This window comes from Snodgrassella sp. ESL0323 (assembly GCF_013346865.1).
Taxonomy (GTDB): domain Bacteria; phylum Pseudomonadota; class Gammaproteobacteria; order Burkholderiales; family Neisseriaceae; genus Snodgrassella; species Snodgrassella alvi.
In genome coordinates, this window is sequence record NZ_JAAEDT010000012.1 from 1 (window position 1) to 23,962 (window position 23,962).

Consider the following 23,962-nt stretch of genomic DNA (forward strand, 5'->3'; position numbering starts at 1 on the left):
TTTAACTCCGCCAAATGGCAGTTCAGCTACGGAATCACCGAAACGGTTAATAAATACCATACCGGTTTCAATTCGCGAGGCCAGATTTTTGGCGCGTTCAATATCTTTACAGAAAACGGTTCCGCCCAGACCAAAATTAGAATCATTAGCCAGTGTAATTGCTTCTTCATCATTTTTTACAACATACAACTGTGCTACAGGTCCGAAAAATTCTTCGAAATAAGCCGGATTATCCCGGCTGATATCCGTGATCAGTGTTGGGGCAAAAAAATTATATTCATCTAGCGGATTATTACATAATATCTTAGCGCCATAATCAATGGCAGTATAAAGCTGATCACCCAATATATTCAAGACCTTAAAAGATGAAAGGGGTGCCAGAGTAGTCTTTTCATCCATTGGATCGCTCATAACCACTTGAGCAAAATCATCCTTAACGATTTGGATAAATTGATCGGCTAATTTTTCATGAACGATAAACCGTTTTGCCGCAATACAAGCCTGACCGGCGTTAAACAAACATTCTGTTACTGCAGTATGTGCAGCGGCTACGACATCCGTATCGTCTGTAACGATGAATACACCATTACCTCCCAGTTCCATAGTCGATTTTTTCAGTTTACTACCAGCTAGTTCGGCTACAATACTACCGGTATCTTCAGACCCTGTTAGAGTTACACCTTGTACACGCTGGTCAGCAATGATTGCTACTATCTGATCATAGCTAACATATAAATTAGTATAAGTACCGGCTGGTGCTTTGGCTTTATGCAACAGATCTTCCACCAGTTGGGCACATTGCGGAACATTACTGGCATGTTTGGCTACTACCGGATTGCCTACGGCAATAGCTGGTGCAATTACTCGGATAAGCTGGTAAATAGGAAAACTCCATGATTCAATTGCCAGAATAATACCGATAGGGTGATGTTCTACCCAACCAGTACCTAGTTTGCTCGGATAGGCTATTGGTTTTAATAATTCAGCAGCATGTTTAACACAGTACTGAATAATTTCAATGGAGTTAATAACTTCGTTACGACTCTCTACAATACGTTTTCCCATCTCCATTGTAATAGTACGGGCAATCTTTTCCTGATGCTCTATCATTAATTTGGTCAAGCGCTGTAATAATTCCAGTCTTTCATCAATATTTTTGGGTTGTGACCATTCTGACTTATATAGTGTATGAGCCTGAGTCAGTGCGCTTTCAACTTCAGCATCAGTATGATTGGGAAAAATTTTGATAAGCTGCCTAGTGAGGGGATCAATGGATTGATATGCCATATTTAGCTATCCTTCAAACATATAATTGTAAGGATATTTTGTCTGTAAAATACGGAGCAGGAGAAAACAATTGTCCGAATTATGTGAGAAAAAATTTTAACAAAAATTATAAATATTAATATAGGCTATTAATGAATGTATGGCAGAAAATCAAGTTATCATAAAGCAGTATAGCTAGAATATGATTTACACTATCAGAGAACTGGACAGTATCATGAAAAATATTAAAATTGATTGGTGATTTTCCTTCATTTTATCTAAGAAAAGCAGCCTGTTTTACAGACTGCTTTTTGCAGAAGCAGTGAGCTTATTCCTGATCAAGTACCACCAATTTATGGTTAACAAATTCTTTAATACCCAAATCGCTAAGCTCACGTCCGTAGCCCGAACGTTTAACTCCGCCAAATGGCAGTTCAGCTACGGAATCACCGAAACGGTTAATAAATACCATACCGGTTTCAATTCGCGAGGCCAGATTTTTGGCGCGTTCAATATCTTTACAGAAAACGGTTCCGCCCAGACCAAAATTAGAATCATTAGCCAATGTAATTGCTTCTTCATCATTTTTTACAACATACAACTGTGCTACAGGTCCGAAAAATTCTTCGAAATAGGCCGGATTATCCCGGCTAATATCCGTGATCAGTGTTGGGGTAAAGAAATTATCTTTAGCTGGCTGGTTACCGCATAATACTTTAGCACCATGAGCAATGGCTGCATCCAGCTGTTCTTGTAGTGTTTCTTTGCTTTTACGAGATGAAAGGGGTGCCAGGGTAGTCTTTTCATCCAGGGGATCGCCCATCACTACCTGGGCAAAATCTTCCTGAACAATCCGGGTGAATTGTTCAGCCACTTTTTCATGCACTATAAAACGTTTTGCTGCAATACATACCTGACCGGCGTTAAACAAGCGTCCTGCTACTGCGGTATGTGCGGCGGCTACTACATCTGCATCATCTGTGACAACGAATACATCATTACCGCCCAGTTCCATAGTAGATTTTTTCAGTTTACTGCCAGCCTGTCCGGCTACAATACTGCCGGCACCTTCTGAGCCTGTCAAAGCCACACCCTGTACGCGTTTGTCACCGATAATGGTTTCTATCTGCTCAGGGGTTACAAACAGATTGGTATAAGTACCGGCAGGTGCCTGAGCTTCATGCAGTAGATCTTCCACCAGTTGCGCGCATTGCGGAACATTACTGGCATGTTTGGCTACTACCGGATTACCGACAGCAATAGCCGGTGCAATAACCCGGATAAGCTGGTAAATGGGAAAATTCCATGGTTCAACAGCCAGAATAATACCGATAGGATGATGTTCTACCCAGCCAGTACCCAGTTTGCTCGGATAGGTTAACGGTTTCAATAACTCGGCAGCCTGTTTTGCATAGTACTGAACGATTTCTATGCAATTAACAACTTCATTACGGCTTTCTGCAATGCGTTTGCCCATATCCAGGGTGATAATTCGGGCAATTTTTTCCTGATGCCGTGTCATAATTTCAGCCAGGCGTTGCAGTAAGGCCTGTCTTTCGCTGATATTTTCCGGTTGCGACCATTCAGACTTATATAAAGCATGTGCCTGAGTCAGTGCGTTTTCTACTTCAGCATCTGTATGATTGGAAAAAGTTCTGGCCAGCTCGCCAGTAAACGGATTGATAGATTGATAAGCCATGTTCAGCTATCCTCCACAAGTAAGATTGTAAGAATATTTTGTCTGTAAAAATGCAGAGCAGAAGAAAGCAGCTGTCTGAATCATACTGAAACAGGTTTAATTCGATTAATAAATGTTAACAAAAGCTGCTAATGATTGTACGGCAGAGGAAAAGTTGCTGTAAAGAAGCTTATAAGGATGAATGTAGTGGTTTGGGTAAAGGATATTCAACACCATTATAATGTAATGTGTATTTTCTTTTTATTGACTTAGTTACTTCTTCAACACATTTCCCTTTTTTATTTAATTTACCAATTTGTTTTTGTTCATTATATGAAATAATCAAATCTTTATAATTATTGGTTGTGTTTTTTCCTAATAATAAAGCAGCATTTTTGCTATGGAATTCAGCAATACAATTATCATCCAATTCACCACCATCGTTTTTTAATACTAACTTATTAACAACTAGATTGAGTTTTTCATTTTTTTGCACATAGAGATTAATTATTTGTTCAGAGAAAGGAAAAATACGGGAATAATTTCTAAAGTTAGCACGAATACCAAAAGCTCGGGATTCATTATTAAGCTGATAATGAGCAGTATCGATTTCAAAATCAGTTAATTCAACAGCGTCACTATAAAATGCATCCTGTTCCCATTTATGAGCAATTAATTCACCACTTTGCGTATCCACAAGCAAAACATCAAGATCATAATAAATTGTCCCTTCGATTTCATTAGGAATTGGTAAAACCACAATTGTTTTACTTTTATCAGCAGGCCATATCTTACAAACTGCATTATCACTGCCGCGAGAAGAATGATATTTTTCAAGTAAATGATTAATCCATTTTTCACAGTTAGCACTACTTATCATAGGAAAGCAAAGAGTGATGACTAGTAATAATTTTTTTAAATTTTTCATTGGGTATTTTTTATTATTAGTAAGAATTTACTTTTAAGTGAAAATGTAATATTGCCTATAGTTTTTGATTCTTTCGAATCTAAACAAAAAATTTAATGAAGTTAATTGAATTTCAATTAAAATTTACATAATTAATTTACATAATTTGTATTGGAACATTAATTAAATTTATAAATATAATCACTCCGTGATTTTACTCATGTAATAACAGGAGCTAGCATTATAATTTAGATTGATAATCTAAAACATTCTAATTTTTAATATCTTCTTTATATAACACGAAATAATTTCAATCTGATCATCAGAATCTTCTATTTAATGAATAAAATTCATTGCAACAGAAGCATTCAGTAAAGTTGGTTTGGCACTTAAATCTGATTTGATGCTAATAGAATTTAGTATCACAGCCAGACTATGACTCGTACTACGAAGGGGCCGGCCAGTACCATAAATAAACCAGCCAGAATCATAGTCAGGCTGGCAACCACGCCTTCATCAGCATTACGCTGAATTGCCCGAGAAGTACCAAATCCATGTGCGGCATTACCAAATGCAGCACCATTAGCCAGATGCAGACGGCTGCGGCTTAATGCCAGTGTGATATCACCGAAGAGCATACCTGCCAGTCCGGTTATAATGGTAAATACAGAGACCAGAGCGGCAGAGCCATGAATTTTATTTGCCAGCTCAATGGCAAACGGAGTAGATACAGAACGGGCCATCAGGCTATAGGTCACTTCGTGGTTAAAATGAAACAGACGTGCCATCAGATAAGCGCTGCCCACCCCGACAAACATTCCAACGATAATTGCTGTCATCAGAATCGGTAACTGACGTTTCATTACATCACGATATTGATAAATCGGAATGGCAAAAGCAACAGTGGCCGGACCAAGTAAACCTGAAATATACCGCGTATATTGATTGTATTGGGCATAGCTGATATTAAGCCATTGCATGACAGCTATGGTTAATACACTAAAAGTAATAGCGGGTGACAAAAATATAACTGGTTTAGCGCGATAGCATTTTTTTGCCAGTGCATATAATGCGATTGTCCAGATAAAACAGCCGGCAGCAATTATATTCATAACAGATATCCAGTAAAAATTTATTGTGTGGCAGTCTAAATATGGCGATGTTTAATCCATGCCCGGCGCAGGCGATAACAATATTTAAGAGTAAGTGCAGTACTGCTCATTACCAGGAATGTACCTATGACGATGCTAATAATCAGCTGCCATCCTTCAGCTGCAAACAATGCTTTATATTGCACTACTGCGATAAGAACAGGCATAAAATACAACATTAATTCGCCCAGTAAAGCCTGAGCACCGCTGGCTAACCAGGACAATTTCAGTATATTTAGCTGTAATAAAAGCAATACCAGAACTAGCCCGATTACACCGCCAGATAAGGGAATATGTGTCATTCTTTCGATGCCTGACCCTATCAGCCAGAATAAAATGATTAATAAAATTTGTGCGCATATACGTAAGCAGTTTGTCTGACGAAGGTGTAACATATTCATTTTGGCTTTTCTCTATAACCAGTTATTGAAAACTTACCATTATAATTAGTCTTATTAGGCATAATATGAATTATAATTTTATTATTATTCTTTTTTTGAATATTTATGATTGATATAAAGGCACTTCAGTGCTGGGTTGCTCTGGTTCAGAATCACAGTTTTTCAGTTACTGCGGAAAAACTGGCACTATCCCAACCGAGTGTAAGCAAGATTATCCATGCACTTGAAAATGATTTAAACGTAGCCTTATTGCAAAAAGGCGAAAACGGACGCAAGCGCCAGGTGCTGCCAACGGAAATTGGTCAGTGTGTATATGAACGTTCTCTGCAGATACTTAATCAGGTGTCGCTGCTGAAACAGGAGGTAGAAGATTATCGCGAACTTAAATCGGGTATGTTGCGTATCGGAATGTCGTTATTGGGCAGTCGTTTGCTGACGCCGGCTTTTTTTCGTTTTCATCAGCAATGCCCGGATATTGAACTGGCTTTTATTGAAGCAGGTACTCGTGATATTGAAGCTGCATTGCTAGATAACCGTTTGGATGTAGGGCAGTTGTTGTTACCCGTTAGAGATGAGTTTGAACATATTCCTTTATGTAATTATCCGATGATGGTGCTGTTTCCGCGTAAACGCCTGGTTCAAGTATCAGAATCCATGTCGTTACGCAGTCTGCGAGATGAATCTTTTATTTTGTTTAGTCGTGGATTTGTTTTGTATGAACGAATTGTCAATGCCTGTCGTGATCAGGGGTTTGAGCCAAATGTAGTTTGCTGTACCAGCCAGTGGGAGCTTTTACGTGATATGGTAGCAAAAGAAATGGGCATTGCTTTACTACCCAGTTATTATACGGATGAATTTGACGATAAAATATTTGCAGCTGTTCCGTTAACCGATCCGGCTATTAACTGGAGTCTGTCCATGGCATGGCCTCGCCACAAAAAACTGACACCGGCTGTAAAAGCGTGGCTTAGAGTAATCAGAGAGGAATTTTCACGTTAATAATCAGAATTAATTGTCTGCTTAAGTAGTATAAATAGCAGGGGAGTGAAAAAATGCCGGGTAAACTTATCATTAATTAAAATAATCGCCAGAAATAAGATTGTTTATCTTTACTATTTATTTGATAATGTTGTTTAATATTAATAATTGTTATTATAAAGATATTCAGCTGATAAATTAGATTCAATAAATACCTTAAAAATACTCTGAAAACCAGTTTTGTAACTCCTGTTTCACCTCAAATTGCTGCAATCTAAAATATGAAAGGTTTTTCATGATCAGCAAAGTATTCGGAATACCTTATTATGCTGTTGTATTTACTTCCCAACGCAGCCATGGTGATTTCGGTTATGCGGAAATGGCACAAAATTTATTAAATGAAGCTGAAAAAATGGAAGGGTATTTAGGAGCAGATAGCGTTAGAGATGCGGAAGGAACAGGCATTACCGTTTCATACTGGCGTACACTTGAGGCTATTAATAAATGGAAAAACCATACTTTACACATGGAGGGGAAAAAAATGGGTATCAAGCAATGGTACGAAGAATATTCAATCCGTATCAGTAAAGTTGAAAATGAAAAATTTTTTGAATCTTGTGATTCAAACTCAGATGAATAATAAGGTAATTGGTAATAGCTTCTTATCCGTCTGAGCTTATTATTTATAAATCTGCATCAGTGCAGAATCAGTAGTTTAACCATACATTCTGGTCGCGATTGCTCAGACCATTCAGTTTATTCAATTCTCAGAGTACATATGGTCCTGCATAATTTTTTCATAAACTGCATCAGGGACATAACGGCGAATCATGGCCTGCCAGTTTTGCGGTCCGACCATGCCTTTTATCATGGTTGATGATACTTCGGCATATTCACGCGGTGGTATCAGGAAAATAGTGGAAATTTCCGGCTGTAAGTCATGATTGATATGGCGCATGGAACGCTCATACTCATAATCAGAAGCGGTACGAATACCACGGATAATGAAATCTGCACCAATACTGCGCGCATAATTAACCAGATACTGATTTTGAAAACTGGAGATTTTGACATTGGGAAAATTTGCCGTGATAGCCTGAAGCATTTCTTTACGTTCTTCAACTGAATATGTGGCATTTTTTTCCGGATTCACGCCAATAGCGACGATTAGTTCATCAAATAATGGTTGCGCTTCACGAATCATCCACAGATGGCCATTGGTAGGTGGATCAAAGCTGCCGGCATAGACTGCACGGCGGATGGTTGAATTAGTCATTATTGCGTATTCCGAACTGCTTTTTGTCATGCGAAAAAAATTAACCTGTATGCTGATATTTTGCTGTTGCGTATGAATAATTTAATTATAAACAGTTATTGCTTTTCAATGATTTTATTACAAAGCTGCGCAGCTTAATCAGTTGCGTCTGAATTGTCAAAGCATAATTATTTTTTATTCTTAACAGAAAACTTTAAGCCTGATATTGATAAATGGTGGTTAATAAATGCGGTTATATTTCTGATACTTAGGGTAAAAATCTTGTAAACTTGCCGTGAAGTATTTTGAAACTATAAGTGGTAATATGTAAATAGATTGCCTGGTGGAGTGTTTATTTTTGATAAAGGCAATGAATTAAAAAGATAATAGGAAATAGTATAAAATAATCAATTTTACTGCAATAGTATACAGATTAGTTGGTTTATCTAGTTATTTTGCCATATATGAAACCTCAATCAGGTTTTTTCGTTGTGTATCACTGGAATATTTTCTTTACCAAATTTATATCAGGTTTAGTGTTTATTTTGTTATTTTGTTTAAAATTGAAATCTTTTTATATTTTTCTATTGTTTTTTTTAGTGGCAGTTTCTCTTAATAACTACTATATTTCAGAGATTGAATTGCAGCATAGAGTATTCAGACTTTAATCAGATAAATATTGAATGTATTTTCAGTTTGGCAATGTGTTAGTGTTTATTTGATTGAAATTATTAAAATTTTAAAATTATATTTTTGTTGATAAAATAAAAATGATCACATATATGGTTTTAAATCTGTATTGTTTATCATTTGGTATTCATAATTAGTAACAGAAATGAGATATTAATTACTAACATGATATATTGATGAGAATGGTTTTCATCCTTTACAATCTTAATCTTTTTGCCGCTATTGATTAATTAGAGCAAAATTTGAGTGATATACGGATTATTAAGCAAATGAAAAAAAAATGGGTTAAAAGGTTTGTATGGTTGTTAGTTGTGGTGGTGCTGGCTGCTATTGTATGGAGCCTGTTTTTTAAACCTAAAGATCAGATGAATTTTGTGACAGATGATGTTCGCCGCAGCGATATCATGCAGACAGTTAATGCCACAGGAGAAATTGCGGCGGCACAATTGGTTGATGTTGGTGCTCAGGCTTCTGGCCAGATCAAAAAACTGTATGTCAAACTAGGTCAGCAGGTTAAAAAAGGTGATTTGATTGCTGATATTGATTCTACTACCCAGTTAAATACCCTCAACACTAATAAAGCTAAGCTGGATACTTATCGTGCTCAGTTGGTATCTGCTCAAATTGCATTGAAAATGAAGCAGCGTGCATTTGACCGTGAACGCGCGCTGATGGGGCAGGATGCTACCTCTAAAGCAGATTTTGATAATGCTCAGGATAATCTGGCCGCAGCACGGGCTAACGTGGCTGAGCTGAAGTCACAAATCCGGCAAACACAGATTGCCATTAATACTTCAGAAGCAGATTTAGGCTATACCCGCATTACTGCTCCAATGGACGGTACAGTTGTATCCATTCCAGTAGAAGAGGGACAAACTGTGAACTCCAGTCAGAATACGCCAACGATTGTACAGCTGGCTGACTTAAGCAAAATGCTGAATAAAATGCAGATTGCCGAGGGCGATATGAGTAAGGTTAAGGCAGGAATGCATTTAACTTTTACTACGCTGGCGGACAATAACAAAGTGCGTAAAGCTACTCTTGAAGCAGTAGATCCGGGGTTAACCAAGATGTCTCAGGGAAGTTATGACACCAGTACGGATACAACTGATACAGCTATTTATTACTATGCCCGGGCTCTGGTTCCGAATGATGACGGCACACTGCATATCGGGATGACTACTCAGAATAATATTTTTGTGAAATCTGTTAAAAATGTACTGACTGTATCGAATCAGGCAATTAGGCATAACCGTGGTAAACAAGTGGTGAAAGTGCTGGACGATAATCAGCAGGTACAGGAAAAACAGATTCAGACTGGTATTACAGACGGTATGCGCACAGAAGTGAAATCAGGCCTGAAAGAGGGTGACCGGGTAGTTTTATCTGCGCTGAGCAAGGCAGACGCCAAAAATGGTGTCAGCAAAGAACCTAAAATGCGCGGTCCGAGAATGTAAGCCATGAGTTTATTGGAAATTAAGGCGATCAATCGCTGGTTCGGTACTGGTGAAAACCGGGTTCAGGTGCTCAAAGATATTAATCTGAGCATAGAAAAAGGCGATTTTGTAGCTATTATCGGTCAGTCTGGTTCGGGTAAGTCTACTCTGATGAATATCATTGGCTGTCTGGATGTGCCGTCCAGCGGTTCGTACAAAATTGATGGCGTAGAAACTGCTGCTATGACCGCAGATGAACAGGCCGCTTTGCGCCGTCGCAGCTTTGGTTTTATTTTTCAGCGCTATAACCTGCTCGGCACATTAACAGCACGTGAAAATGTAGCCCTGCCAGCTGTATATGCCGGTATGGAATACGATGAGCGAATGAAACGGGCGGATGAGTTGCTGGCTCAGCTCGGGCTTGCCGGTAAGGAAGAAAACCGTCCCAGTGAACTGTCCGGTGGTCAGCAGCAGCGGGTAAGTATTGCCCGTGCGCTGATGAACGGCGGCGAAATTATTCTGGCAGACGAGCCAACAGGTGCGCTGGATACCGGTAGCGGAAAAAATGTGATGGAAATCCTGCATAAACTGCATGATGCCGGTCATACCATTGTAATGGTTACACATGATCCGACGATTGCTGCTAATGCTAACCGGGTAATTGAAATTAGTGACGGACGGATTATCGCCGACCACAGTAAGAATACAGATATTCCGCCCAGCAATATTGAGAGTATTGAAGAGCATAATTCATGGCATTTTTACCGTGATCAGTTTTTTGAATCTTTTCTGATGTCTATTCAGGCGATTATGGCGCATAAGATGCGCTCGTTTCTTACGATGCTCGGCATTATTATCGGTATTGCTTCAGTGGTGTCGGTAGTTGCACTGGGAAGAGGGTCGCAGGAAAAAATTCTTGAAAACATCAATGCTATGGGCACAAACACGGTTTCCGTATATCCGGGTTACGGATATGGGGATCGCCGTTCTTCGCGTATTAAAACGCTGACTGTTGGTGATGCAGAGGTCCTGAAGCAACAGGACTATGTTGACAGTGTCACTCCGGGTGTTAATACCAGTGGTACGCTGACTTATGATAATCAGTCTCTTTCAGCTCAGTTATACGGTGTAGGTGACCAGTATTTTGATGTACGCGGTATCAAGCTTGCTTTTGGCAGGCTGTTTAATGAGGATGATGTAACTCAGAACAGTCAGGTAGTCGTAATTGATGACAATACCAAAAACAAATTGTTTGCTGATGGTACTAATCCGCTGGGAAAGGTTATTCTGTTTAATAAACGGCCATTGCGTATTATCGGAGTAACAGAACCCAATAATAACGGCTTTTCGGACAGTGACAGTTTACAACTGTTTACTCCTTATACCACGCTGATGAACCGGATTTCCGGCTCTAAATACATTACTTCAGTTACGGTAAAGGTAAAAGATAATGTCAATTCACAAACGGCAGAAAAAGGCATTATTGAATTACTGAAAGTACGTCATGGTACAGAGGACTTTTTTACCCGTAACAGTGACACTATTAAGCAGACAATTGAAAGTACTACCGGCACCATGACTCTGCTGATATCAAGTATTGCGCTGATATCTCTAGTCGTAGGCGGTATCGGGGTGATGAATATCATGCTGGTATCGGTAACCGAGCGGGTGAAGGAGATTGGTATACGCATGGCTATCGGTGCACGTCAGCACAATATTCTTGAACAGTTTCTGATTGAAGCGGTGCTTATTTGTCTGATTGGCGGGTTGGTAGGTGTACTGTTTTCGTTTGCCATCAGTATGCTGTTTAATTTGCTGGCAACAGATTTTGCTATGTCATTCTCAACAATTTCTATTGTGATGGCTGTACTTTGTTCAAGTGTAATTGGTGTGATGTTTGGTTTTATGCCGGCAAAACGTGCATCGCAGCTTAATCCTATTGACGCGCTGTCACGCGATTAATTGTGTTGATGCTGAAATTTAAATCTGGCGGAAATGGCTGTACTGCATTGATAAATGCAGTAAGCGTCAGAATAAAAAGTTACGATGATGAGAGATAATTTTGTGAAAAAACGCAGCGCAGTATGGATGCTGAGTCTGAGTCTGGTGTTAACGGCCTGTGCTACGCATAGTTCCTATCCGCAGCAAAGCATGCATAAAGCCGGAATGCTGAGCAGTGCAGAAATTGCTGCGCAGTATCAGGTTAATGCTAACTGGTGGGAAATTTACCATGATGACACTCTGAATCAACTGGTAAATACTGCGCTGGCTAATAATGTTGATTTGCGTCAGGCAGCACTGACAGCTGAAAAAGCACGTTATAGTGCCCGCCTGACAGCAGTAGACCTGGTACCGAATGCCAGTGGTTCTCTTGGCGCCAGCAGCTCCAAAGATCTGAAACATGGCGGGGTGTCCAGCCGTAATTTTACCGGCCAGCTCGGATTAAGTTATGAACTGGACGTATGGCAGAAAATTCGTGCCAATACCAATGCGGCACGCTGGAAATATCAGGCCAGTGAAGAGGATCTGGCCGCCAGCAGACTCTCACTGATTAATAGTGTCGTCGATAATTATTTTCATCTTGCCTACATTGATGGTGCAATCAGTTTAACTAAAGACAGTATTGAACAATACCGGCAGATTGCCAGAATCTCTCAGGCACAGTATCAGGTAGGTAAAGTCAGCAGCATTAATGCTACTAATGCCAAACAATCGTTACTGAGCGCAGAGAATAATCTGACCTCATTGCAGCAGAACCGGCTGGAAGTATTGCAGAATCTACATAATTTACTCAATCAGCGTCCGGGTGAGGTAACGGATATTCAACCAACATCTTTAAATCAGATTCATTTGAGTGAAGTGAATCTGAATGTGCCATTGTCTGTTCTGGCTAATCGTCCTGATTTACGTGCGGCAGAATATCGTTTGCAATCTGCTTTTTCCAGTCAGCAGGCAACTAAACGTAGCTGGTATCCGAGTATTAGTTTGAATGGTGCGGTTAATTCGCGTTCTGAGGCTGCTTCTTCGGCTTTACATTTTCCTGTCGGTACGGCAAGTGTTAATGTAAATTTGCCTTTTCTCGACTGGCAGACTCTGTATTGGCAGAACAAACAGGCTAAGGCAGATTTTGAAAGTGCTAAACTGACTTTTGAACAATCTCTGACTACCGCCCTTAATGAAGTTGAACGCTATTACCGGCAATACACGCTTAGCCGCAATACATTGGCCAATAATGAACAAAAATACCAGTACGATTTAAAAAACAGTCGCTACTACCATGCCCGCTATCAATACGGTACTAATCCGCTTAGTGACTGGCTGGATGCATTGAATACTCAGTATTCTTCGGCACAAAATGTGTTAAACAACCGTTATAGTGTCCTGCAAAATGAAAATCTGATTTATCAGGCTATGGCCGGACGCTATCAGCCGCAATAATATTCAAGCCGGCCTGTTTGAAAATATACAGGCCGGCTTTTTATAGGTTAGTTGATAATTGAATTATTTTTCTGTTTTCATTACACTAATGACTAACAAAAAAATCGCCCCTCAAAAAGGGGGCGCAAAAAGGAACACAAACCACTACCAATAGAAAAGTGCTAAATAAATTGTTGAACAAAAACAATCTATTTTAAATCTGTGAGTATGTTCAGAAATGGCTGCAAAATATTTGTGAATATTTGTGTCGTTTCGTGAACATAGATGCATCATAAACAAATTATTTTCTAATTGCAAATGATAGTTATTATTATTTGCAAAAATAACTGAGAATTTTATTTATAATTTTGTTTTTAAAAGAAAAATAAATAGTGGTATATATACCCGTTAATAGAGACTATGACAAAAAATACTAAAAAATAATGTTTTATCCGGATAAAACAGCTTGATGACTATTAGTTTGTAATAGTCATCTGTTGGATTTGCCTGCTGAGTAATTTGTTTTACCGGCACGGACGGCTGTTATGCACCGGAGTTGATTTTTTAGTATTATCGGAGTTTTAAGTCAGCGGTGTTCAACCGCATAAAGCATTGAATCAATATGCGTCAAATTATTCTTGATACTGAAACCACCGGACTGTATGCAAACAATGGTGATCGCCTGATTGAATTTGCCGGTGTAGAAATGGTAGACCGGCGCCTTACCGGAAATAATCTGCATCTGTATATTAATCCTGAGCGCGATATTCCAGACGAAGCTGTGGCAGTACACGGAATTACACTGGAAAAGCTACAGGAAATGAATGCACCGGTGTTTGCCGGTGTGGCTCAGCAGATTGCCGACTACCTGCATGGTGCCGAACTGATTATTCATAATGCTGCATTTGATGAAGGCTTTCTGGATATGGAGTTTGAGCGTCTGGGTATGCCCAAGATTGAAACGATTACCAGTGGGATAGTTGATACGCTCAAAATGGCTCGTGATAAATATCCGGGACAGAAAAATTCGCTGGATGCTTTATGTACGCGGCTGGAAGTAGACCGCAGTAAGCGTGTACTGCATGGTGCACTGATTGACTGTGAATTACTTGGTGAAGTTTATCTGGCCATGACCCGAAGCCAGTTCAGTCTGGTAGATGAACTGATGGCTACTGCTGCTGCCAGTGAAAATCAGATTGCAGACAGCAAATATCAGATAAAACATACTGGGTTAACAGTAGTGGAACCCAGTGCAGAAGAACTGGCTGAACATGAAGCTTATTTGCAGGCGTTGGATAAAATAGTTGGTGAACCCTGTATGTGGCGAAAATGGCAGGAAAATAACGGGGATAAATCTGTATGACCCGGCATGTAGTGCTGATTCCTGCCGCGGGTGTCGGAGCACGATTTGGTGCAGAATGTCCGAAACAGTATGTTACTTTAGCCGGTCAGACTGTATTACAGCATACAGTGTCGCGACTGGCACAAATCAGTGCAATTGATCTGTTTTTGATTGTTGTATCAGAACAGGATGAATATATCGATGCTGTCTATCCGGCAGATTTATTACCTCCAGATGTGCATATCCTGCGCTGTGGCGGAGCAACTCGGGCGCAAACTGTGCGCAATGGGATTGTGCAGGCGCAAAAATATTTTAATGTACAGGATAACGACTGGGTACTGGTACATGATGCCGCTCGCTGCTGTGTGAGTACGGATTCTGTAAAACGTTTATTAGCTGCTGTGCAAGATCATGCAGTAGGCGGGTTACTAGCGCTTCCCGTAGCAGATACGCTTAAACAGGCAGATGAGCAACAGCAGGTAAGCCGGACAGTGAACAGGACAGGTTTATGGCAGGCTCAGACTCCACAAATGTTTCGTACCGGTATTCTGGCCAGAGCACTGGCACAAGCAGATTTAGATGTGATTACAGATGAATCTTCTGCCGTAGAGGCGCTTGGTCTGACTCCATTACTGGTAGCAGGGGACATACGCAATCTGAAACTCACCAGTGCACAGGATGCGTTACTGGCTAGCTATTTTTTACAGCAGGACACCATTAAATGAGTTCTTTAAGAATTGGTCAGGGTTATGATGTGCATCAGCTCGTTAGCGGGCGGCCATTGTTACTTGGCGGCGTAAAAATTCCTTTTGATAAAGGTTTGCTTGGTCATTCTGATGCAGATGCGTTATTGCATGCGATTACCGATGCACTGCTGGGTGCAGCCGCTTTAGGTGATATTGGCAAGCTTTATCCGGATACAGCTGCTGCAAATAAAGATGCCGATAGCCGTGTACTGTTACGCGGTGCCTGTGCTGCCGTTCGGGCTGCCGGCTGGTGTGTGGTCAATGTTGATAGTACGGTTATTGCTCAGGAGCCGAAATTGCGTCCTTATATAGATCAGATGCGCATAAATATTGCAGCTGATTTGAATATAGCTGTGGATGCAGTAAATGTTAAGGGTAAAACCAATGAAAAATTAGGCTATCTGGGGCGGAAAGAAGCTATTGAGGCTCAGGCAGTCGTATTGCTGACGGCAGTTTAATCCTGTTGCGGCATCAGTTATAATTTCGTGCAGGAATAATTATTGTTTGAAATGTACTTAAAGTTAAGCTGATCAAGGAGCAGTAGAATGGCCACACAGGATGAGTTGAAACGTCAGGCAGCGCAAAAAGCTGTTGAATATGTCAATGAAAACGAGTATCTGGGTATTGGTACCGGTTCTACCGTGTATTTTTTTATAGAGGCACTGGCACAAAGTAAAAAGCAGATTAAAGGTGCAGTATCCACATCTGCCCTGACCAGTGAAACTTTAAAAAAATTTGGTATTCCGGAAGTAACACTCAATGAAGTGAATGGTTTACCGCTGTACATTGATGGAGCTGATGAAATCAATCATTTATTGCAGATGATTAAAGGTGGCGGCGGTGCATTGTTAAATGAAAAAATTGTTGCCAGTGCTGCTGAGAAATTCATTTGTATTGCTGATGAAAGTAAATATACCAGTCGTCTTGGTCATGTATCGTTACCAGTGGAAGTGACACCCAATGCTCGTTCACTGGTAGCGCGCCGGCTACTGAAACTTGGCGGAGAGCCTGAACTGCGTCTGGGTTTTACTTCTGATCATGGTAATCAGATACTGGATGTAGCTAATTTGAACTTTGATGAGCCGATTAAAATGGAAGATGCCATTAATAAGATACCCGGTGTAGTGGAAAATGGTTTGTTTACTCACCATCCGGCTGATTTACTGGTGCTGGGTTGCAGCGATGGTGTCAAGGTATTAACTGCCAGAGTCTGAATTCGCTGCACAGAAGTATTTAATATTACAATTAATTAATATCTGCGCAGCCAGTTACCTGAAAAAAGGGTAGCTGGCTGCTGTTGTTTTAAAGGTTTATTCTGTTCAGGCCGACATATTTAACAATGTGGTTTTCTGATAAATGCATAAAAGACAAAAAATTCTGACTAACTGGCGTAAAATTCTGGTCTGGGTGGCTGTTATTCTGACAATCGCTAAAGTGTGGTTGCCGGAAAGTATAATTACACCTTTAGCGGAATGGACACAGAAAGCGGACAGTATTGTGCGCTCTGTACAGGATTTGCTTAATGGTAAGCCGCCTGTAAGAGGAAAAAAATGGGCAGTAGCCAGTAAAGGACGCTATTCCGGTAATGTTGACAGTGTGCATGACGGAGATACTGTGCATATCAGAGACAAGGACGGGCATACGCATAAAGTTCGTCTGGCTAATATTGATGCGCCGGAAATCAAACAAGCTTATGGTATAGCCAGTCGCGATGCCTTAAAAGCACGTATTGAGGGTAAGTATGTTGATGTCAATGTGGTTGCTATAGATCAGTATCAGCGTGAGGTTGGTCAGATTATATTAAATAATGCAGATATTAACTTATGGATGGTTCAGCAGGGATATGCATGGCATTACGACTCAATTGCTAAAAAGCAGCAGGATCGATTAGGTTTTGGCCGTTATCAAAGTGCTCAGATACAGGCGCGCCAAAATCGTCTCGGTTTATGGCACAATGCCAGTGCAATAGCACCGTGGCAGTTTCGTCAGCAACAAAAAAACCGATAATGGTTTAATTTCATGAATGCACAAAAGCGCAAGAAAATATTCACTCGTTTGCAGGCCGTCTGTCAGAATCCGACTACAGAGCTGATATATCATTCACCATTTGAATTATTGATAGCTGTTATGCTCTCGGCACAGGCAACGGATGTTTCTGTCAATAAATGCACTGTACATTTATTCCAAATGGCACCCACAGCACAAGCCATGCTGGAGTTAGGAATAGATAAAGTTATGGAGTGTATTCGGACCATCGGTTTATATAAAACCAAAGCCAAACATGTGATGGAAACTTGCCGGATTCTGGTGCAGCAGTATAACGGAGATGTTCCGCAAACCAGAGAAGAGCTGGAGGCATTGCCGGGAGTAGGGAGAAAAACGGCTAATGTTGTGCTGAATACAGCTTTTGGTCATCCAACGATTGCAGTAGATACGCATATTTTCCGGGTATGTAATCGTACTGGTCTGGCACCGGGTAAAACGGTACGTGAAGTTGAGGATAAATTAATGAAGGTGGTGCCGAAACAGTTCAGACTTAATGCACATCACTGGCTTATTTTACACGGACGTTACATATGTAAAGCGCGTAAACCGCTGTGTGAGCAATGTCTGATAAATGATTTGTGCGAGTACCCGGCAAAGTCGACTTTAACCGTCTGATTGTGTAACTTAACGCCTCTTTTCGTTACAATATTATTAATCTTTGCTTGTGTAAGAAAACAAAAAAGTTAGGGAAGTGGATGCGGATAAATCGCAAATATATGTTGACAGCAATTTTGTCAGTGTTGTTGGTAGCAGCAGGTTGTGACAGGCTAGAACAATGGTTTGGCAAAAATAAGGACGGTCAGGGTTTTGTGAAGGAAATACCTGCCGGTACTGATGGGAACAGCAATCAGGTAGCTATGTTGTTGCCCGATTTTACCCGGCTGGTCGACCAGCAAGGTCCGGCAGTAGTCAATATTCAGGCTACACGCAATAACCGTAATATCGATAATGAAGCCGGTCCGGATGCTTTGCCTGACAATGATCCGTTTTACGAATACTTCAAACGCCTTTTGCCAAATGTACCGCAAACCCCGCAGGCAAATGATGATGAATATAATTTTGGTTCAGGTTTTATTATCAGTAAGGATGGTTATATTCTTACCAACACTCATGTAGTCAACGGTATGAATAATATTAAGGTTTTACTGAATGACAAACGTGAATTTCAGGCAAAACTGATTGGTGCTGATGCTCAGTCTGATGTTGCATTATTAAAAATCAATGCCGATGAATTACCGGTTGTAGAACTGGGTAATCCTGAAGAATTAAAAGTCGGAGAATGGGTAGCGGCCATTGGTGCGCCGTTTGGTTTTGATAATAGTGTGACTGCAGGCATTGTTTCAGCTAAAGGACGCAGCCTGCCGGAAGAAAACTATACGCCGTTTATCCAGACTGATGTGGCTATTAATCCCGGAAATTCAGGTGGACCATTATTTAATCTTAAGGGACAGGTAGTAGGAATTAACTCACAGATATACAGCCGCAGTGGTGGCTTTATGGGTATTTCTTTTGCCATTCCGATTGATGTGGCCATGAATGTAGCCGAACAATTGAAAACATCAGGTAAGGTACAGCGAGGCCGGCTTGGAGTAGTTATTCAGGAAGTCAACTATAATCTGGCCAAATCTTTTGGTCTGGATAAAGCTAATGGTGCGCTGATTACTCAAGTTGTTGCCGGCGGACCGGCAGCTAAAGCAGGCTTATTATCCGGTGATATCGTACAAAGTGTGAATGGCGATGAGCTAAAGAATTCAAGCGATTTGCCGGTGAAAGTTGGTTTACTGCCACCAGGTAAGCAAATCGTTCTGGGTATCTGGCGTAAAGGTCAAAAAGAAGAAATCAAGGTAACGCTGGATAATGTGTCTCCGGCTGTAGCTAATCCGGCCAGTTCTGCCAGTAGTACCATTATGCCAACTGACGGAACCAGTTTTGCCGAACACCGTCTCGGTCTGGTATTGCGGGCAACAGCTCAGGGGCTGATTATTGAAGACATCAGCGGGCTGGCTGCACAGGTAGATTTACGTCGTGGCGATATTATTATCGCCGTTGGTCAGAAACTGGTACATGACGAAAAAGATTTTGATAATGCAGTAGCAGCCAGTGGAAAAAATGTACCTCTGTTAATCAGGCGTGCAAACAATACCCTGTTTATTGCTATGATGTTGCCGTAATCTTTTCATAAAGATATTGTTTTTAGGATATGTTCTAGTTGGATTATCAGTTAATCGCACAGGTCGTTTACACCATTATGTAGGTTTTATTAATTGCTCCATTGTTAATGATGGATCACTTTCTGGTCAGACCACACGCGATTCATTCAGAAAAATTTTGGAATAATTTATGTTGTCAGTACATCCCAAAGCATTAGCACGTGGTCCGGTTATGGCTGATGTGGCAGAGTTCAGGTTAAGTGATATCGAACGTGAACGTTTATGTCATCCGGCCATTGGTGGTGTGATTCTGTTCCGGCGCAATTATCAGTCACGTGCTCAGTTAACCGAGCTGGTTGCGGAAATTAAAGCATTAAGAACACCGGAGCTTATTGTCGCTGTTGATCATGAAGGCGGGCGGGTACAGCGCTTTATTCCCGAATTTACCCGATTGCCGGCCATGCGTACTCTGGGACAGTGCTGGGAGCAGCATGGTGCAGCAATGGCCGACAAAATGGCCGAAACAGTAGGCTGGGTGCTGGCTACTGAATTACGTGCCTGTGGCATAGATTTATCATTTACGCCTGTTCTGGATTTGGACTGGGGTGAATGTGCTGTTATCGGTAATCGCAGTTTTCATCAGCAGCCGGCTGTAGTCAGCTCTCTGGCAGTAGCTTTGCAACGTGGTCTGGCTCGTGGTGGTATGGCTTGCTGTGGCAAACATTTTCCCGGGCATGGGGCCGTCAGTGGTGATAGCCATCTTACCTTGCCGGAAGATAACCGCAGCTGGGAAGAATTATGGGCTGATGATATACAGCCATTTAAAGATTTAATTCATAATGGTATGCCGGCACTCATGCCCGCACACGTGGTATACCCTAAAGTTGATCCGACAGAACCGGCAGGATTCTCCACTATCTGGCTGGAGGGTGTTTTACGCGATAAAATGCAGTTTGACGGAGTGATTTTCTCTGATGATTTAACTATGGAAGGAGCCAGCTGCGCCGGTGATATCCATGCACGTACAGCGCAAGCTTTTGGTGCCGGCTGTGATATTGCTCTGGTATGTAATAAACCAGACTGGGTAGATAATCTGCTGACCGATTTTGTCTGGCCGGATATCAGCTGGCTGGCACAGCGCTGGCAGATGATTGCCGGTAAGGGGAGTGCAACAGAATATGTTGCTACTATGCAGACACCTGAATTTCAGGCAGCTCAGCAACTGGTAGCCAGTCTGGCCTCTGCTCAGGATACTCTCAATGGTGTTCAGGTAGGCGAAGCCTGCTAATTATTTCTCCGAACAACAAAAAAGCCATAGTGAAACTATGGCTTTTTTAAACTGCCTATCAGATATCAGGCATTTTTAAAGTCGATTACCATACGACCAGTAAACTTACCGGCAGTCATTTCATCGAAAATATCATTGATATCTTCCAGAGGGCGCATAGTTACTTTTGGTACTACTTTACCTTCTGCACCAAACTGGAATGCTTCACGCAAATCTTCACGTGTGCCTACCAGTGAACCTACCACTTCAATACCATCCAGAACCAGACGCGGAATATTCAGATCCATAGTGTCAACTGGCAAGGCTACAGCAACAATACGTCCGCCGGCACGTACAGAGGCTACGGCTGAATTGAAAGCAGATTTAGCTACAGCAGTAACTACTGCGGCGTAAGCACCACCTACTTTTTCCTGAATGATTTCTTCTACTTTTTCTTTAGCAGGGTTCAGAGTCATATCTGCGCCCATTTCGCGTGCCAGCTCAAGTTGTTTTTCATTGACATCAATAGCAATTACTTTAGCATTAAACACGTTTTTGGCATACTGCAACGCCAGATTACCTAAGCCACCAAGGCCATAAATCGCAATCCACTGACCCGGCTGGATATGAGAAACTTTGATTGCCTTGTAGGTTGTCACACCAGCACAGGTAATACTGCTGGCTGCTTCAGAACTCAGTCCGTCTGGTACTTTAACTGCATAATCTGCTACAACGATACATTCTTCAGCCATACCACCGTCTACAGTATAGCCGGCATTTTTAACTTCACGGCAGAAGGTTTCGCGACCACTGTTGCAATATTCACAATGTCCGCAGCCTTCAAAGAACCAGGCAACACTGGCACGGTCACCCACTTTTAAAGAAGTAACATCTTCACCTACAGCAGTTACAACCCCAATACCTTCATGTCCCAGTGTTACACCAGTTACGTCGCCAAAATCCGCATTTTTTACATGCAAGTCGGTATGGCAAACGCCACAGCATTCCATTTTCAGCAATGCTTCATTGGCTTTCAGTGGGCGTACAGCTTTATCCTGGATGGCAACTTTTTTGTCTTTTGTTACTACGGCTGCTTTCATAATGAACCCTTTTCATCAGTAAAGAAGAAGTGTTTAGTCTGTTAGTTTCTGTTCTCAGATAAACAGACCGGTACAACCAGAAAATCATTTACCGGATAAAATCGATACCGGTATAAATATAATCCTGAATAAAAATGACAGAAAATTATTCAGAGGTGTAAATGTACCTCATATTACCGATTAAATGTCATTTAAAACAGGATTAAAATATTTATTTTCTACCAGTTATTCTGACAGATATATCAGTGCAGTACCAGCACTGGTATATAAAATAATTGTAACTCTAAATAAAGCATCTGCGTAAGACTTAATTGCAGCAAAATACCATATATTTATAAGAAATTTTAATAAATTTCAATGATTCCTTTTTGCTATTGTCCTACTAATCAGATTAGCTCAGGTAAGAAAACATAAAATCTGCATAGAGGCATGCACACCTAAATTAAGACAATAAAACAGTATGCAAAATTAACTATTACATGGGTAAACATTGCTGGAAATCAAGAATAGTATGACTAACGGCATATACATCTGATCCATACACCTATCTGGGTTCGCAGATTCCACTGATAGTGAAATCTGGAAATTATGTCATCTGTGTGCATCCTGATAAGATGCTTTTATAGTCAGTTTTTAAGTTTGAAAATATAGATGTCCGAAGTTCTGTTATCGGCGGAGCTGGTAATTTTAAAAGCCAGTACTGGTTCTCAAGCCTGTTTCTAATCGAAAAAGCGACTAATCCTGAATAGGCCGGATAAAGCATGTTATGATGCGCTCGCTTAATGACCCTGAAACTGAAATTAGATAAACAACATCATGAATACCCAGACTAGCCGGCGCAAACGCGTTCTTAATGGCGTGCTGTTACTCGATAAAGACAGCGGAATGAGCAGTAACAGTGCTTTGCAGCGGGCGCGCTTTTTATATGGTGCGGCCAAAGCAGGGCATACCGGTGTACTGGATCCGCTGGCAACAGGTTTGTTACCCGTATGCTTTGGAGAAGCAACTAAATTTGCTCAGTATCTTCTGGATGCAGATAAAGCTTATATAGCGACTTTACAGCTGGGTGCGGCTACCAGCACAGGTGATGCTGAAGGTGAAATCGTTGCCACTTCCGATACTGTGATTACACTGGCGCAGGTACAGGCAGCCATTTCTGCTTTTAGTGGTGAAATTACTCAGACACCGCCTATGTATTCAGCTATTAAATATCAGGGTAAGCCATTATATGAATATGCCCGTGCGGGTATTACCATCGAACGGAAAAGCCGTCAGGTTACGATTTATCAGATAGATATTATTGACTTTACTTTTCCGCGGCTGGTCATCAGTGTGCGTTGCAGTAAGGGAACATATATACGTACTTTGGCTGAAGATATGGCCAAACATATGGGAACTGTAGCGCATCTGACTGCATTACGCCGCACTGCTACTGCCGGCTTTACAATTGAACAGACTCATTCACTTGCTGCAATCAGTAATCTGGATGAAGCTGCACGGGATAACTGGCTTTTGCCTTGTGATGTACTCGTACAACATTTTCCGGCTGTCACTCTGAATGATAAAGATATTTTGCAGTTACAGCATGGTGTAGCCGTGCATTCTGAGCAAAATTATGGCACAATGTGCCCCTTGCGTATTTATGCTGTTGATGGCCGCTTTATCGGGCTGGTGCAATATCAGGCTGCCAGCAGGCGTTTGAAAGTGCTGCGTCTGATGAATACGGCTTATATCAGTTAAATATGTATCCGGAGTTGGTATTTGTTAATGACATATATTAGCTTGGCCAACTTGTCTGCCGTAAGGCTTTTTTTAAGAGTAAATTACATGTTATCTGTTGAACAAAAAGCACAAATTATTAAAGATTATCAACGTGCCGAAGGGGACACTGGTTCTTCTGAAGTACAAATCGCGTTATTGACTTTCCGTATTAATGATCTGACTGGTCACTTTAAAGCTAACCCGAAAGACCATCACAGCCGTCGTGGTCTGTTGAAAATGGTTAGCTCCCGTCGTCGTTTGCTGGCCTACATCCGCCGCACTAAACCGGATACCTACCGCGAATTGATTGCACGTCTGGGTCTGCGTAAATAAGCATTCTCCATCTGAAAAAAGCCGTCTTTAAAAAGACG

At 41.1% G+C, this 23,962-nt stretch carries 22 protein-coding genes; 15 read left to right on the forward strand and 7 right to left on the reverse strand.

Translation table 11 applies throughout. The features are described 5' to 3' along the window. The 5 genes from GY065_RS03145 to GY065_RS03165 all read right to left on the reverse strand — a co-directional run. The coding region (locus tag GY065_RS03145) for an aldehyde dehydrogenase family protein (RefSeq protein WP_174833049.1) at window positions 1-1,287 on the reverse strand (1,287 nt) is incomplete at its 3' end. Window positions 1,288-1,594: 307 nt separating this feature from the next. Then, window positions 1,595-2,965 (reverse strand): NAD-dependent succinate-semialdehyde dehydrogenase, encoded by a 1,371-nt coding sequence (locus tag GY065_RS03150; protein ID WP_174833050.1) that lies wholly within the window; start codon window positions 2,963-2,965, stop codon window positions 1,595-1,597. Window positions 2,966-3,134: 169 nt separating this feature from the next. Continuing rightward, window positions 3,135-3,872 (reverse strand): hypothetical protein, encoded by a 738-nt coding sequence (locus tag GY065_RS03155; RefSeq protein WP_174833051.1) that lies wholly within the window; start codon window positions 3,870-3,872, stop codon window positions 3,135-3,137. 401 nt (window positions 3,873-4,273) lie between these two features. Beyond that, the gene (locus GY065_RS03160) at window positions 4,274-4,963 is read right to left on the reverse strand and encodes an LrgB family protein (RefSeq protein WP_037474659.1); all 690 of its coding nucleotides are present in this window, start codon (window positions 4,961-4,963) and stop codon (window positions 4,274-4,276) included. Between the two features lie 35 nt (window positions 4,964-4,998). Further along, window positions 4,999-5,403: a CidA/LrgA family protein gene (locus tag GY065_RS03165; protein ID WP_037474662.1), complete on the reverse strand. Its 405-nt coding sequence runs from the start codon at window positions 5,401-5,403 to the stop codon at window positions 4,999-5,001. Between the two features lie 105 nt (window positions 5,404-5,508). Here GY065_RS03165 and GY065_RS03170 point away from each other — a divergent pair, with 105 nt between their 5' ends. Further along, window positions 5,509-6,402 (forward strand): LysR substrate-binding domain-containing protein, encoded by an 894-nt coding sequence (locus tag GY065_RS03170; RefSeq protein ID WP_037474665.1) that lies wholly within the window; start codon window positions 5,509-5,511, stop codon window positions 6,400-6,402. A gap of 274 nt (window positions 6,403-6,676) precedes the next feature. Then, complete coding sequence (locus GY065_RS03175) at window positions 6,677-7,021, forward strand: antibiotic biosynthesis monooxygenase (RefSeq protein WP_174833052.1); 345 nt, start codon at window positions 6,677-6,679, stop codon at window positions 7,019-7,021. Between the two features lie 120 nt (window positions 7,022-7,141). Here GY065_RS03175 and coaD read toward each other — a convergent pair whose 3' ends face one another. Next, on the reverse strand, window positions 7,142-7,657 hold the full coding sequence (gene coaD / locus GY065_RS03180) for a pantetheine-phosphate adenylyltransferase (RefSeq protein WP_037474668.1): 516 nt from the start codon (window positions 7,655-7,657) through the stop codon (window positions 7,142-7,144). Between the two features lie 938 nt (window positions 7,658-8,595). On the opposite strand from coaD, the gene GY065_RS03185 reads away from it, so the two are divergent. The 11 genes from GY065_RS03185 to nagZ all read left to right on the forward strand — a co-directional run bounded on the left by GY065_RS03185 (window position 8,596) and on the right by nagZ (window position 20,751). Next, window positions 8,596-9,783 carry an efflux RND transporter periplasmic adaptor subunit gene (locus GY065_RS03185; RefSeq protein WP_174833053.1) on the forward strand — a complete coding sequence of 396 codons (1,188 nt, stop codon included), beginning with the start codon at window positions 8,596-8,598 and terminating at the stop codon, window positions 9,781-9,783. 3 nt (window positions 9,784-9,786) lie between these two features. Continuing rightward, entirely contained in the window at window positions 9,787-11,724 is a 1,938-nt protein-coding gene (locus tag GY065_RS03190) for a MacB family efflux pump subunit (RefSeq protein ID WP_174833054.1), read from the forward strand. Window positions 11,725-11,826: 102 nt separating this feature from the next. Further along, entirely contained in the window at window positions 11,827-13,200 is a 1,374-nt protein-coding gene (locus GY065_RS03195; RefSeq protein WP_370579077.1) for a TolC family protein, read from the forward strand. Window positions 13,201-13,801: 601 nt separating this feature from the next. After that, entirely contained in the window at window positions 13,802-14,542 is a 741-nt protein-coding gene (dnaQ, locus tag GY065_RS03200) for a DNA polymerase III subunit epsilon (RefSeq protein ID WP_174833055.1), read from the forward strand. Next, complete coding sequence (ispD, locus tag GY065_RS03205) at window positions 14,539-15,246, forward strand: 2-C-methyl-D-erythritol 4-phosphate cytidylyltransferase (RefSeq protein ID WP_174833056.1); 708 nt, start codon at window positions 14,539-14,541, stop codon at window positions 15,244-15,246. The genes dnaQ and ispD overlap by 4 nt, the downstream gene beginning before the upstream one ends. Further along, entirely contained in the window at window positions 15,243-15,725 is a 483-nt protein-coding gene (ispF, locus tag GY065_RS03210) for a 2-C-methyl-D-erythritol 2,4-cyclodiphosphate synthase (RefSeq protein WP_100126398.1), read from the forward strand. The genes ispD and ispF overlap by 4 nt, the downstream gene beginning before the upstream one ends. 87 nt (window positions 15,726-15,812) lie before the next feature. Further along, entirely contained in the window at window positions 15,813-16,481 is a 669-nt protein-coding gene (rpiA, locus tag GY065_RS03215; RefSeq protein ID WP_037393496.1) for a ribose-5-phosphate isomerase RpiA, read from the forward strand. Between the two features lie 142 nt (window positions 16,482-16,623). Beyond that, window positions 16,624-17,274 carry a thermonuclease family protein gene (locus GY065_RS03220; protein ID WP_174833057.1) on the forward strand — a complete coding sequence of 217 codons (651 nt, stop codon included), beginning with the start codon at window positions 16,624-16,626 and terminating at the stop codon, window positions 17,272-17,274. A gap of 12 nt (window positions 17,275-17,286) precedes the next feature. After that, entirely contained in the window at window positions 17,287-17,928 is a 642-nt protein-coding gene (gene nth / locus GY065_RS03225; RefSeq protein WP_174833058.1) for an endonuclease III, read from the forward strand. A gap of 86 nt (window positions 17,929-18,014) precedes the next feature. Next, on the forward strand, window positions 18,015-19,484 hold the full coding sequence (locus tag GY065_RS03230; RefSeq protein ID WP_174833197.1) for a Do family serine endopeptidase: 1,470 nt from the start codon (window positions 18,015-18,017) through the stop codon (window positions 19,482-19,484). Window positions 19,485-19,653: 169 nt separating this feature from the next. Next, on the forward strand, window positions 19,654-20,751 hold the full coding sequence (gene nagZ / locus GY065_RS03235; RefSeq protein WP_244621477.1) for a beta-N-acetylhexosaminidase: 1,098 nt from the start codon (window positions 19,654-19,656) through the stop codon (window positions 20,749-20,751). 65 nt (window positions 20,752-20,816) lie between these two features. Here nagZ and adhP read toward each other — a convergent pair whose 3' ends face one another. Further along, entirely contained in the window at window positions 20,817-21,830 is a 1,014-nt protein-coding gene (adhP, locus tag GY065_RS03240; RefSeq protein WP_025330295.1) for an alcohol dehydrogenase AdhP, read from the reverse strand. A gap of 816 nt (window positions 21,831-22,646) precedes the next feature. On the opposite strand from adhP, the gene truB reads away from it, so the two are divergent. Both truB and rpsO read left to right on the forward strand, forming a co-directional pair. Further along, window positions 22,647-23,570, forward strand: a complete 924-nt coding sequence (gene truB / locus GY065_RS03245; protein WP_041879133.1) for a tRNA pseudouridine(55) synthase TruB — start codon at window positions 22,647-22,649, stop codon at window positions 23,568-23,570. 87 nt (window positions 23,571-23,657) lie between these two features. Continuing rightward, window positions 23,658-23,924 carry a 30S ribosomal protein S15 gene (gene rpsO / locus GY065_RS03250; protein WP_025330297.1) on the forward strand — a complete coding sequence of 89 codons (267 nt, stop codon included), beginning with the start codon at window positions 23,658-23,660 and terminating at the stop codon, window positions 23,922-23,924. The last annotated feature ends 38 nt before the right edge of the window (window positions 23,925-23,962 follow it).

Bases quoted from the DNA above. Each gene is read 5' to 3' on its own strand.
- dnaQ (WP_174833055.1), top strand. From the start codon at position 13,802: ATGCGTCAAATTATTCTTGATACTGAAACCACCGGACTGTATGCAAAC.
- GY065_RS03155 (WP_174833051.1), bottom strand. From the start codon at position 3,872: ATGAAAAATTTAAAAAAATTATTACTAGTCATCACTCTTTGCTTTCCT.
- GY065_RS03150 (WP_174833050.1), bottom strand. From the start codon at position 2,965: ATGGCTTATCAATCTATCAATCCGTTTACTGGCGAGCTGGCCAGAACT.
- adhP (WP_025330295.1), bottom strand. From the start codon at position 21,830: ATGAAAGCAGCCGTAGTAACAAAAGACAAAAAAGTTGCCATCCAGGAT.
- ispD (WP_174833056.1), top strand. From the start codon at position 14,539: ATGACCCGGCATGTAGTGCTGATTCCTGCCGCGGGTGTCGGAGCACGA.
- GY065_RS03190 (WP_174833054.1), top strand. From the start codon at position 9,787: ATGAGTTTATTGGAAATTAAGGCGATCAATCGCTGGTTCGGTACTGGT.
- GY065_RS03160 (WP_037474659.1), bottom strand. From the start codon at position 4,963: ATGAATATAATTGCTGCCGGCTGTTTTATCTGGACAATCGCATTATAT.
- GY065_RS03170 (WP_037474665.1), top strand. From the start codon at position 5,509: ATGATTGATATAAAGGCACTTCAGTGCTGGGTTGCTCTGGTTCAGAAT.
- GY065_RS03165 (WP_037474662.1), bottom strand. From the start codon at position 5,403: ATGAATATGTTACACCTTCGTCAGACAAACTGCTTACGTATATGCGCA.
- rpsO (WP_025330297.1), top strand. From the start codon at position 23,658: ATGTTATCTGTTGAACAAAAAGCACAAATTATTAAAGATTATCAACGT.
- truB (WP_041879133.1), top strand. From the start codon at position 22,647: ATGAATACCCAGACTAGCCGGCGCAAACGCGTTCTTAATGGCGTGCTG.
- nth (WP_174833058.1), top strand. From the start codon at position 17,287: ATGAATGCACAAAAGCGCAAGAAAATATTCACTCGTTTGCAGGCCGTC.
- coaD (WP_037474668.1), bottom strand. From the start codon at position 7,657: ATGACTAATTCAACCATCCGCCGTGCAGTCTATGCCGGCAGCTTTGAT.
- GY065_RS03185 (WP_174833053.1), top strand. From the start codon at position 8,596: ATGAAAAAAAAATGGGTTAAAAGGTTTGTATGGTTGTTAGTTGTGGTG.
- rpiA (WP_037393496.1), top strand. From the start codon at position 15,813: ATGGCCACACAGGATGAGTTGAAACGTCAGGCAGCGCAAAAAGCTGTT.
- ispF (WP_100126398.1), top strand. From the start codon at position 15,243: ATGAGTTCTTTAAGAATTGGTCAGGGTTATGATGTGCATCAGCTCGTT.
- nagZ (WP_244621477.1), top strand. From the start codon at position 19,654: ATGTTGTCAGTACATCCCAAAGCATTAGCACGTGGTCCGGTTATGGCT.
- GY065_RS03175 (WP_174833052.1), top strand. From the start codon at position 6,677: ATGATCAGCAAAGTATTCGGAATACCTTATTATGCTGTTGTATTTACT.
- GY065_RS03220 (WP_174833057.1), top strand. From the start codon at position 16,624: ATGCATAAAAGACAAAAAATTCTGACTAACTGGCGTAAAATTCTGGTC.